Origin of the sequence: Capilliphycus salinus ALCB114379, from assembly GCF_047276495.1 — a bacterium.
In the GTDB taxonomy this organism is placed as follows: Bacteria; Cyanobacteriota; Cyanobacteriia; order Cyanobacteriales; family Microcoleaceae; genus Capilliphycus; species Capilliphycus salinus.
The window spans coordinates 3,224,600-3,236,717 of record NZ_CP178543.1 but is presented as its reverse complement, the minus strand read 5'-3'; the positions used below and the strand labels follow the sequence as shown (position 1 = coordinate 3,236,717).

The window sequence follows — 12,118 nt, the reverse complement described above, 5'->3', positions numbered from 1 at the left end:
GGTGTCAAATTTAACCCAGAGTGCTTTTTCAAAGCCGATTGAGTTTTTTTCCGTTGTTCTTGAACTCTCATCTTTTATTGTTTTATGCAGTCAACCTCTGTATCTTCTGAAACCAACAACCGACCGTTTTTAACTTGGCAGCGTATTATTGACTGGGCGCAGGAACATTATCGCTGTCGCAGTTTTAACAAGGATGAACGCATTCCCGCCCGTCCGGGTTTACTCTATCTGGTCCAGCGGGGTTCGGTTCGTTTGGTGGGTAGCGCTCAACTGGGAACCGCTTCTAATAAATCTAATTCTAAGGTGTCTCGTCGGGCTTTAGATGAGGCGTTTCTCGGTTTTGTTGGTGCGGGTCAACCTTTTGAATTGGTCGCCCAGTCGCCTTTTTCATTACAGGCTTACGCCCATACGGATGATACAAATGTTCTCTGGATGTACTGGGAAGATTTGGATAATTGGCCGCATTTTCGCCGGGAAGTTTTAGATGCCTTTCGATACCAACATCAGCGCAAATTGTTATGGTTAAGCACCTTAGGTCAGCGTCGAACCATTGACCGGTTGTTAGGGTTTTTAACGCTCTTAATTGAAGAATACGGCGAATATTACGTTAATGATAGTGAAGAACATCCTTTTCGAGGTTATTGCTTGCCCTGGCCTCTAACTCACTCTCAAATTGGCAGCGCTATCGGTTCAACTCGGGTGACGGTGACGCGGTTGATGGGTAAATTGCGTTCCTCTGGATTGATTTATACTCAAGGGGATAATTTAATCTGTTTGCCTGCGGAAATGGATAAAGAAGAACCATCATAATTCAGTTTTGTTGCCCGTTGAAGCTGAGTTTTTCTCCGATGAGTTGATAACATCTTGGCGGGTTTCTACTCTACCTCTGTTGGTTGTCAAGCAACAATTTTAATCAACAAAATTTCAGTTTTTGAATACAAAAATAGAGGGTTTTGGGGGCATTTTAATCTAAAATCCTTTATTCTTTGCTAAAGAGGATTGTTTTGAATTTAACTGTTGACTTATTTTTCAAGTTGGGAACCGATTGTTTTTGCAGCGACTTCGGAACACAATAAACAAGCTCAATTAACGAAGTGCTTCGCGCTAGGTACTCTTGCAATCGGCACTGTTGCAATCGGCAAGAAAATGCAGGTATAGTCAGACTTTTGGCTATCCTTCGTTCGACGCCTTTGTAAATATACAACTCGCCAAACACTTTAAAATAGAGGTTCTCCGAAAAATGGAAAAAGCACCTGGGAGTCTGGCCGTGTTTCGACCCCAAGCGCTTCTTCTACAGACCTCACTCCTCACACTGATACCAATATACACGATAATTTCAGGTTGTCAACCCATCAGTGTGTTAAATAAATCTAAAGCTAGACGCTGGTTGCGGGTTGAGGCTGAAACTGGAACATCGAATAAATCACATTCCGGCGAATATCGGTCATCATATCGAGGAACTGTTCGTAACCTTCGCGCTTGTACTCAATCAAAGGATCTTTTTGACCGTAGCCCCGCAGCCCAACCGACTCGCGCAACGCATCCATCTGTTGCAGGTGTTCGCGCCAGAGGGTATCAATTTGCTGCAAGATAAAGAACCGTTCGGCTTCTCGCATCAAACCGGGCTTAATTTGATTAACCTGGGCTTCCTTAATGTCGTAGGCGTTGCGTAACTGTTCGTGCAAGAACGTCTTAATCTCATCAACGCTGAGATCGATCAACTGGTCTGCATTTAAGTCTGAAAGCAGATAAACGAACTCTTTGACCTTACTGACCACATTTTCCAAATCCCACTCCTCAGAGGGCAAATCGGGGTTAATATAAGCATCAACGATGTCATCCATCGTCTGCTCACCGTACTTGATCACCTGTTCTTTCAAATCCTGACCTTCCAACACCCGACGGCGTTCGGCATAAATCGCCCGACGCTGGTTATTCATCACCTCGTCGTACTCAAACACCTGCTTGCGGATGTCATAGTAATAGGTTTCCACCTTTTTCTGAGCATTTTCCAGCGATCGCGTTAAGATCGGCGACTCAATGGGCATATCCTCATCAATATGGAAGCGATCCATCAAACCGGCAACGCGATCGCCGCCAAAAATCCGCAACAGGTTATCCTGTAGACTGAGGAAGAAGCGAGTCGATCCCGGATCGCCCTGTCGTCCGGCCCGTCCCCGCAGTTGGTTATCAATCCGCCTCGATTCGTGACGTTCGGTACCGATCACGTGCAAGCCGCCGAGTTCAACCACTTCATCGTGTTCGCGCTCGGTATAATGTTCGTATTCGGCGACAATCGTTTTATAAACTTCTCGCAAGCGTTGAATCACCGGATCGTTAGTCGGTGCTTTTTCCGAAGCGATCGCGAGTTTATCTTCGGCGAGCAACTCGGGTAAACTGCGTTCCCCGTATTGAGACACGGCAAATTCGACCGTTTCCTTTAATTTTTGTTCGGTAGCCCGCGAGAGTTCTGTCGGAAAAATTTGCGGGGTCACTTTCCAAGACTTCCCTTTTTTGACATCTCCGCCAAAGCCTTCGCCGCCCGAGCGATCGCCGCCAGAAAATACGCGCTTCATGGCGAGTTCCCGTTCCGAATCCGGCTTAACAATGCGGGGCATAAAATATTCTCGCATTTTCAGCCGAGCCATAAAGTCAGCATTTCCGCCCAAGATAATATCAGTTCCGCGACCGGCCATGTTAGTGGAAATCGTCACCGCCCCTTTTCGTCCGGCTTGGGCGATAATTTCCGATTCCCGTTCAACGTTTTCGGGTTTAGCGTTGAGCAGATTATAGGGAATCCTGCGTTCGGCCAACAACCGGGACAGCAACTCGGATTTTTCCACGCTGGTGGTTCCGACGAGTACCGGCCGGCCCAATTCGTGCATTTGGGCGCATTCAGAGGCGATCGCACTCCATTTTCCGAGTTCGGTTTTGTAGACCACATCGGATAAATCCGCCCGACCTGTGGGGCGATTTGTGGGTACAATCGTGACTTGCAGGTTATAGATTTTCTCAAATTCAACTTCTTCTGTTTTCGCCGTTCCGGTCATTCCCGAGAGTTTGGGATAAAGCAGGAAGAAGTTCTGATAGGTAATGGTTGCCAGGGTTTGAGTTTCCGGCTGAATATCAACCCCTTCTTTGGCTTCGATCGCTTGGTGAAGACCATCGCTCCAGCGGCGTCCCGGCATGACCCGCCCGGTAAACTCATCAACGATAACGACTTCGCCATCGCGAACAATATAGTTAACGTCCTTGACAAACAGTTCTTTGGCTTTGACCGCATTAAACATAAAGTGCGCCCAAGGGTCATTGGGGTCGTACAAATCTTTTACCCCGAGGAGTTCTTCAGCTTTGGCAAAGCCTTCATCCCCGAGAAGGACGTTACGGGCTTTTTCATCAACTTCGTAATGTTCTTCTTTTTCCAGGGCGCGGGCGACTTGAGCGGCGCGAATGTATTTTTGGCTCGGACGTTCGACCTGACCGGAAATGATCAGGGGCGTGCGGGCTTCATCAATGAGAACCGAATCTACTTCGTCAATAATACAAAAATTAAACGGACGCTGAACCACGTCATCCATAGAGGTTGCCATATTATCGCGCAGATAATCAAAGCCCACCTCGCTGTTTGTGGCGTAGGTGATATCACAGCGATAATTTCTCTGACGTTCCTCCGGACTCATGCCCTGCTGAATCAATCCTACACTCAACCCGAGAAAGCGATGAACTTGACCCATCCATTCGGCATCGCGGCGGGCGAGATAATCGTTAACCGTAATAATATGAACCCCATGACCGGATAGGGCGTTGAGATAGGCGGGTAGAGTGCCGACGAGGGTTTTTCCCTCTCCGGTTTTCATCTCGGCAATTTCGCCTTTGTGAAGAATCATCCCCCCCAAAAGCTGCACATCGAAATGGCGCATTCCCAAAACCCGCAGTGCGGCTTCTCGGACCACTGCAAAGGCTTCGGGAAGAATTTCGTCTAAAATTTGCTCTCGTTCCTCACGGGAATTTGCTTTTTCGAGACGATTTCTAAACTCTCCGGTTTTTCCTCTCAATTCTTCATCGGAGAGTGCATGAATGTCTTCTTCTAAAACATTTATGTCTGTGACAATCGGTTGATATTTCTTGAGTTTGCGAGCGTTTGGATCGCCCAGCAGAGCTTTCAGCATGGCAACAACAGGACCTTTACACCGACGAGAAGTTATTGCTTATTGTAGCAATTGATGCCTACTTGCTGGATCTTTTCGTTGGTATTGGTTGATCGTTTGGCTGTGAGGGGTTGTTTTTTTGGGATGGTTTTTGGGGTTTGAGGGGAGAAAAACCGTTTTCAGCGATCGGATCACGGGGAGTCTGTCCACTCTGAGGTTAAGGAGCGAAAATTATACTCGGAGGCGGACGGATGGCAGTTGAGGCAGTTGTTGACGGAGATGGGTTGAGAAAATTCGACTCGCGGATGAATTGCTCTGAAAAAGCGGGAGCGCTCGACTCGAAAGGGAAGTTGTTCTTCTTCGAGGTTGAGGGGACGGGAGAAGGTTTGTAGGTAGTTCCAGATCAGGAGTCGGGGCGGATCGACGAGGGGTTTGAGTTGGCGTCCGTAGTGTTGGGTATCTTGGAGAATTTGGCGCCAGGTTTGGGAGGGGAGGACTTCCGGGGGTAGGGCGATGTGACAGCCGGAACAGTTTTCGAGATAGAGTTGTTGTCCGAGTTCAAAGCGGGGGGGAACCCGATCAACGGTAGCGATTTGATTGGAGGGGATGGCTAAGGGGTCGGGACTCATCGCTGAGACTGGGGTTAAACTGTTAGCGCTGAAGTTGCCCAATAGTGAAAAGATAATCGCCAACAGCAGTACCCGCAGAGAACGGGGTCTGAGTGGGAAAAACTGGCGTTGAAAATCGGATTTGGGCCGTCCGACTGGGATTTTCTGATTCACGGGGGCCGGTTTTTTCTACGGTGGACTTAGCTAATTTTAAGCTGCATTCCTTCTCGGGCAACGATGCCTTCGGGGAAGACGGCTTGAACCTCAGCTTCGACTTGATCGAGAAAGTCGTCGTCGTGGTAAGGATCGTGTTGATACATGACGATTTTTTTGACTCCGGCTTTTTTGGCGATTTCTACGCCGACTTGCCAGGTGGAATGTCCCCAACCGACTTTCGGAGATTTGGGATGGTAGTATTCTTCGTTGGTGTAGGTGGCATCGTAAATGAGGACATCGGCATTGCGAGCCAGGTGTAAGACATTTTCATCGAGCCGGTCGGGAAAATGTTCGGTGTCGCTACAGTAAACGACGGTGTGTCCCTGCCAACTGACCCGATATCCGACGGCGCCATTGGGATAATTCAAGGGTGCGCTTTCGATTTTAATGTCTTCAAGCGATACCACATCTCCGGGTACGATGTCATAGAATTTCATATCCGATTGCATGACGTGCATGGGAACCGGAAAGTTCGGGTGAACCATCTGGTCGGCGAGTCTTTGTTTGATGGTGCTACCATCGGGGGTGATCGCGCCGTAGATGTGGAAGCGATTGATCGGGATGAAGGCGGGTACGAAGAAGGGGAAGCCCTGGATGTGATCCCAGTGGGTATGAGAGAAGAACATATAGGCTTCGAGGGGCATTTCTTTGAGTAAGTCCATACCCAGGACTCTTAAACCTGTCCCCGCATCAAAAATGAGGAGTTTTTTCCCCAAGCGCATTTCTACGCAGGAGGTATTCCCCCCATAGCGAACGGTTTGATGGCCTGGTGTGGGAATTGTTCCTCTGACCCCCCAAAATTTCACGTAAAAGTCTGGTGAGGGGTTGGTTTCCGGGATCATAACGGGAGGCTGTTGACTCTGAGCGGATGGATCGGAAACTGACGACATCGTTGTGGTATTCTACCTTAATCGTAGGACTAAAATTGTGAGATTTTGTTGGCTCGATCGCCCCAAAAGGTTGGGAGGGATCGATCGAGTCTTGAACAGTTGCACCGAGTATTTTAAGTGGGATTGAAATTTCTATGAGTGAAGCACCAGTTTTATTCTAGCCCCGAACCTGAAGAATTCGGTTTTTTTCGTCTACGAAAACCACTTTGGGAATGTGGGTTTTGATTTCTTCTGGAGTCAACTGTCCGTAGGACATGATGATTATGCGATCGCCTTTCATTCCCAAGCGGGCGGCGGCACCATTGAGTTCTACGGCGCCCGATCCGGCTGGTGCTGCTATAGCATAGGTTGTAAATCGCTCTCCATTGGCTAGATTCACCACTTGGACTTGTTCGTGGACCACAAGACCGACTGCTTCGAGCAAGTTTTGATCGATACTGATACTACCGATATAGTCTAAGTTGGCTTCCGTAATTGTACAGTTGTGAATTTTCGCCAATAGGAGCGTTCGGTACATGGTTTTACCTCAGGACTTCACCAATATTATTTTTCTGCATCTGAGTCTCGACCTTTGGCATCCCCGGCGGCGATGCACTTTTCGATTAAGGGGTTAACCTGATCAACGTCTTTCCACCCGAGAATCTCGGTGACTTTTTTCTCGAGGTTTTTGTAGGTTTTGAAAAACTCAGCGATTTCATCTAAGCGATGGGGGGCAATATCATTGAGTGACTTCACCAGTTTATAGCGGGGGTCTTTATCGGGTACACAGAGGATTTTTTCGTCGCGATCGCCACCATCTATCATTTCTAGCATACCAATGGGTCGGGCGGCGATCACGCATCCGGGGAAGGTGGGCTGATCCATTAAGACCATGCCATCGAGGGGATCGCCGTCGTCTGCGAGGGTATTGGGAACAAACCCGTAATCATAGGGATATTGTACGGAGGAATACAGCACGCGATCGAGGGCAAAGGCTTGTAAGTCTTTGTCGTATTCGTATTTATTTTTGCTTCCGGCGGGAATTTCAATTAACACGTTGATCAGTCCCGGCTCGGGCTGGGGTGTAATGAGCGATAAATCCACTGATTGTTCTCCAAGCTATTTTTTCAGGGAGCGGTCACGGTTGGCCTGTGGAATTTTCTACAGGTTGAATTTGATCATCTCCCATTTAGCATTCTAGGAGCGATCGCGCTTTCGAGCCAACCCTGAAATTCGGAATTGAGACGAATCCCCGTCTTCGCCCAAGATAGTCCTTTTCCTGCGGTTTTGGTTTCAAGAAGGGTTTGACCGCAGAACTCCGGGTTTTTCTACATTGATTCCTTTGAGGGGAAGTTGACAGTTGCCTCTAGGGTTGATTGTTGGTTATGTTTTGCATCGGGTAGGGGGGTGATTGCCAAGTTGTACCTTGACTGGGGGAATAGTGGGCGATCGCAAGTAGGGGTAGCGCGAGCGTGATTAGGGCTATGACTGTTCCCACAAAATTGGCAAACCAGTCGCTAGAATGACTAGAGGCACTCGGAGGTTGACTATCGGATTCCATACAAAATCTGTTTTAAGCTTTGGAGCGTATGTTTTGCTAACTATTACTCAACAAGTATAGCATAAAAGCCGGGGATGGGCTGACTCCTCCTCTTGACAGATTTTAGGGGTTTCTTGACCTTGAGGAAATCAATCTCGTTTGCCGAAATGGAATCTTTGGGGGGATTTGATTGATCGGTTTACGTTTGTTGATGAATTAATTTAAACATCAGGAAATCTCCCTTTTTTGAGATAATTATCCTCGGGGTAAGTTCATCGAGCCGACAGGAATAAGCCGCTTCTCAACGGTCCGACCGAGGGATGTTTTTGTAGATTTCAGCGACGACATCAAGCAGGGTTAAAACTTGTTGCCACTGGGGTAACTGAGGGTTGCGGCTGCGAACCTGTTGGGCTTTTAGATGGGTTTGCAGTTGTTGAAGTAACTGTTCGGGAGAGGTGGAGGATTCATCTAGTTTTTGGGGGTCGGGGTTTGGGGCTTCGGTTTCGTTGTCCCATTCGGTTTCGCTGGCTTCGGGCAGTTTGTCCCGCAGATCTTGGGCGGTTTCTGCCAGCATCAAGGCCCTTTGAGCGATGTTTTCGGGGAGTTTGGGCCGTTCGGATAAGGCGATGCGAGATAATTCGATCAACAGTTGATGAACCTCTTGCAACCATTGGCTTTGTTGCTGCCAGTTGAGGTGATGGGAAAATTTAGCGGTGTTTTGTTGAATGATCTGGGCATTTTGTGCGAGGGGAAGTGCTTCTGTCGAGACGCTTTCCGGTAAGCGAGGTAAGTCAGCCAGTGAAGCCCGAGCAATGTCAATCAATAGATTGTGAACCTTCTCCAGCCATTCTACATCGGAAAAATGGGTACTCAGTTTAGTCATATCTCCAGCAGGAAGTCTTTCTAATTGTGATGTCTATCGCATGAGTTTTATCGGTGAATATTCCCGAGATTTTATTAATTCTATACCAATTTTATTCGGTTACACTCTCAATCCGATCAAAATTGCATCTAAAATTAACATTTGGATGTTTTCAACCTCAGGGGTGGCGATCGCTAGAGAACGCCGAGATCGGGATTGTTCTCTAGCCGATTTTTATTTTTCGGTCAATTTCCAAACGCCATCCCAGCTTTCACCGGGGGGTTTGGTGGTTTCATACAAAATACAGCGTTCAACGTGTAGTTTGGCGGCTTTATTTTTGGGATCGATGTTCAACACCTCCAAAAATTCTCGCTTGGCGTTTCTGAACGCTTCTTTGGCTAGAGTTGCAAATTCTTTTTTCGCCAGGTCGATCAACTTTCTCAACTGAGGAAGCGACATTTCTTTCGCTTCGTCTTCTAGCATTTGTTGGGTTTGGGGTGTGCTGCTGAACTGTTTAAGTTTGGCAATCAATAATTTTTTGCTATCGCGAGGGGTAATTGCTTTAACTTTGTCTTTAACGTTGAGGATCGCTTCTTCTAGGGGACCGGCTTTTAAAGCTGCAAGTTCGAGACGCTCAACTGTATTTTCTCCGAGAATTTCAACCAGTTTTTCAAGAGACAACTCCAAGAGCATTTCTTCGAGCATTTCTTTGTCATTGTAAGACAATTTTTTCAGTTGAGCGTCGGACAATTCTTCCAACTGTTCGAGCAAGTTCACACAATCTTGGTCGCTGAGTTTTTCTCGGGCGGGTTTGAGATAATAATCCCGTCCTTTGTGATAGTGGTTGATAATGTTTTGTTCTGGTTCAGAGAGGGGACGGGCGAGTTTTCCTTCTCGAATGCCGACCAACTCATAAATTTTGACGGGCTTACTTTTCCCTTTAACGGTAATGTAGTCAAGTTCGCGAACAATTAAGCGTTCGGCGTAGGGATGATAAGCATTTTCGCTAATAATAATATCGGTGCCGTATTGTTTGCTGGTGCCTTCTAAGCGGGAGGCCAAATTCACCCCATCGCCAATAGAAGTTAATTCCATGCGTTTACTCGAACCGATATTTCCGCTGACGACTTCATCGGAGTGCAGTCCCATCCCGATACTGATGGGCATCAACCCCTGAGCGACTCGGGCTTGATTAAATTCGGCCAAACGGTAGCGCATTTCGACGGCGGCTTGCATGGCCATCCAGGGATGGTCTTCGAGGGGAGCCGGAGAACCAAATACGGCCATTAACGCATCGCCGATATATTTGTCAAGGGTGCCTTTGTAGCTGAGTACGGTGTCTACCATTTCCTCAAAGTATTCGTTGAGCATGGTAACAACTTCTTCGGCCTGTAGCTTTTCGGTGAGGGTGGTGTAGCTTCTAATATCGCTAAAGAGAACCGTAACGTGTTTTCGTTTCCCTCCCAAGCCGATATCGCCGCTGGCGAGTAATTGTTCGGCGACTTCCGGGGTCATGTAGCGGTAAATCAGGTTTTTCACTTCTTTTTCGCCGCTAATATCTTCCATAACGACGAGAACCCCACTGACTTTGTTGGGGTCAACGACATCGGACATGGAGTTAATGGAGAGGTTGATACTTTGAGGTTCTTCGGCTGCACCCGATAATAGGGTTTGATCGGGATAATACTGCTGTCGGTCTTTGGTGTCTTTGGGATGAAGGGCGGCTTCAAACCATTTGCTAAAGTCTCCTTCTTTGAGATGGATCAGATCGGGAACATATTGGTCTGCGGTGACATCGGCTTCGCTCAACCCGAGTAATTCCCGGGCGCATTCGTTGGTGGCGATAATTTTGCCGTTGCGATCGGTGGAAATGACGCCGTTGGTCAAACTGCGAAGGATGTCGCGCTGCATTTGTTCTTGCTGGCGGACGGTTTCAAACAGTTTGGCATTTTGCAGGGCGATCCCGGCTTGAATGTTAAAAGCCCGCATGAATTCTAAATCATTGCGGTTAAAGCTGGCTTTCCACTGTTCGGGGGCTTCCGGCCAATTTTCGGGGTTGTAGGGGGGATATTCGCCCTGTTTTTTCTTGTTAATCAGTTGGGTGACGCCGATTAATTGATCGTCGGAGTTGAACACGGGCATACACAGGAGGCTACAGGTGCGGTATCCGGTTTTTTGGTCGGTTTCTCTGGATTTAACCGATCGCTGGTCTTCGTAGACGTCAAAGGGAATCAGCAGGGGTTCTTTGGTTTGAGCGACCATGCCGGCGAATCCGGCGGTGGCGGGAATGCGGATTTCGGTGAGTTTGCCTTCGATGGGGATTTTGGTCCACAGTTCGCCTTTTTCGGTATCGAGTAGCCAAAGGGTACTGCGATCGGCGTTCATCAGTTCTTTGGCCTGATCCATGACGTTTTTGAGGGTTTCTTGGAGATCGAGGCTACATTTACTGAGGGAGTTAACCGCATTCATCAGGGCTTTGGCGGCCCGTTGTTTTTGGGTGGCGGCGTAGAAGGATTTGGAGGATTCGAGGATCAGGCGAATGGAGGGGACGAATTCGGTGAACAGTTGTTCGTCGTCTTCGGTAAAGCCCCGCGTATCGATTTTTTCTTCGAGGGGGGCTTCGGGATCGGTTTCGAGTTTGAGTTTATTGAGGAGTTGGACGACGCCGACCAATTCTTCTTCTTCGTTGAGGAGGGGGCATCGCCACCATCGTGTAGGTGCGATAGCCGTTTTTACGGTCAAATTCCTTGGCGGCGGCGGAGCGGGGATCGTCGTAAAAATCGTAAGGGATATTGACAACTTTTTTAAAGGTGGCTGCTTCTCCGGCAATTCCGGCGCTACTTGGAATTCGCAATTCTAGGGGGTTGCCATCTTCTCCTTTGGCGACAATTGACCAGAGTTCTTGTTTTTCATCGTCGAGCAACCATATGGTTGTGCGATCGGCGCTGAGTAGTTCTCCGGTTTTGAGGGTGATCGAACAGAGCATTTCATTGAGGATCGCCTCGAAACCTTGGGCATCGAGTAAATTGTCGAGGAGCGACAGGGTTTGATTGACGGTTTTTAACTTTTCTTCGACATCTTTAACGACCTCGACAAAGGTATCTTTTGTCAAAGGTGCTAAAAATGAGGAAAAATTACCGCCATTGGTTGAGCGCACGATCGCACTGCCACTACTGTGGGCTTGGGCTGTCGCTTGACCGGGGGGTAGGTGATCTGGGCTGGCTGAGGATTTCACGTTTCGATGAGAGGGATAACGGTTTTGGCTATCCTCCTCAACAGTAACCTCAAGGGTTCTGAGGACTGTTTGCTCTTTGGGATTGCCTGGAGATGCAGATTTCATAGACCTTTACCAAAAAGACCGGAACTTTAAATATTATCTTTAATGAAATTGACAGTCGCTATCGGGAGAATTAGCTCTTGTCTTGAGATGATACTGATCGGGGTTTTTCCTCAGTTGAGGCTATCAGTCGGTCGGTTGTTTGATTTGATATCCCGGATCAATTTTTGCATTTATGGGTGCCAAAAAGATGTGCTTACTTGTACCAACTGTTGATTTGAGTGGTCAGGCGCGGATTGGATTGGCGTGTCTCGTCGCCCAATTTTGGATCACAACAGACAGATCGCCCAACAGTTGAGTGTATCAATGGATGCTAGAGAAGTTAGTTAGTTAACAGTATAAAGGGTGATGTTGACATCGGCTAGACAGTTGATCCCCCTTTTTCGAGAGTGACGGAAGTGGCCGACCGATGGCGGAAGTGGGAGTGGCCTGTTGGCAGTCGAAAACCGGATGGGTAAACTGTTCAATGAAAATCTCGAAACTGATATAATTGAGTAGCTGATTTCTGAGCGCTTCTGACGATGCCTCCCGGTCCAAT

The 12,118-nt window shown here is 48.0% G+C and carries 8 protein-coding genes and 1 pseudogene; 1 reads left to right on the top strand and 8 read right to left on the bottom strand.

What is annotated here, in order from left to right; translation table 11 throughout:
• The first annotated feature begins 84 nt into the window (after positions 1–84).
• Positions 85–810, top strand: a complete 726-nt coding sequence (locus tag ACL6C3_RS13315; protein ID WP_413167649.1) for a Crp/Fnr family transcriptional regulator — start codon at positions 85–87, stop codon at positions 808–810.
• 566 nt (positions 811–1,376) lie between these two features.
• Here ACL6C3_RS13315 and secA read toward each other — a convergent pair.
• From secA to ACL6C3_RS13275, 8 genes and pseudogenes are all read right to left on the bottom strand, one after another.
• Positions 1,377–4,169, bottom strand: a complete 2,793-nt coding sequence (gene secA / locus ACL6C3_RS13310; protein WP_413167647.1) for a preprotein translocase subunit SecA — start codon at positions 4,167–4,169, stop codon at positions 1,377–1,379.
• Positions 4,170–4,339: 170 nt separating this feature from the next.
• Positions 4,340–4,930 (bottom strand): cytochrome C, encoded by a 591-nt coding sequence (locus tag ACL6C3_RS13305; protein WP_413167646.1) that lies wholly within the window; start codon positions 4,928–4,930, stop codon positions 4,340–4,342.
• Between the two features lie 26 nt (positions 4,931–4,956).
• A complete protein-coding gene (locus ACL6C3_RS13300; protein WP_413168320.1) occupies positions 4,957–5,814 on the bottom strand; it encodes an MBL fold metallo-hydrolase in 858 nt (285 codons plus the stop codon).
• A 205-nt stretch (positions 5,815–6,019) separates the two neighbouring features.
• Positions 6,020–6,379: an aspartate 1-decarboxylase gene (panD, locus tag ACL6C3_RS13295; protein ID WP_413167645.1), complete on the bottom strand. Its 360-nt coding sequence runs from the start codon at positions 6,377–6,379 to the stop codon at positions 6,020–6,022.
• A 26-nt stretch (positions 6,380–6,405) separates the two neighbouring features.
• Positions 6,406–6,945 (bottom strand): inorganic diphosphatase, encoded by a 540-nt coding sequence (locus tag ACL6C3_RS13290; protein WP_413167644.1) that lies wholly within the window; start codon positions 6,943–6,945, stop codon positions 6,406–6,408.
• A 262-nt stretch (positions 6,946–7,207) separates the two neighbouring features.
• The gene (locus ACL6C3_RS13285; RefSeq protein ID WP_413167643.1) at positions 7,208–7,402 is read right to left on the bottom strand and encodes a hypothetical protein; all 195 of its coding nucleotides are present in this window, start codon (positions 7,400–7,402) and stop codon (positions 7,208–7,210) included.
• Between the two features lie 280 nt (positions 7,403–7,682).
• Complete coding sequence (locus tag ACL6C3_RS13280; RefSeq protein ID WP_413167642.1) at positions 7,683–8,264, bottom strand: hypothetical protein; 582 nt, start codon at positions 8,262–8,264, stop codon at positions 7,683–7,685.
• A gap of 213 nt (positions 8,265–8,477) precedes the next feature.
• Positions 8,478–11,583: pseudogene (locus ACL6C3_RS13275) on the bottom strand (GAF domain-containing protein).
• Between the last annotated feature and the right edge of the window lie 535 nt (positions 11,584–12,118).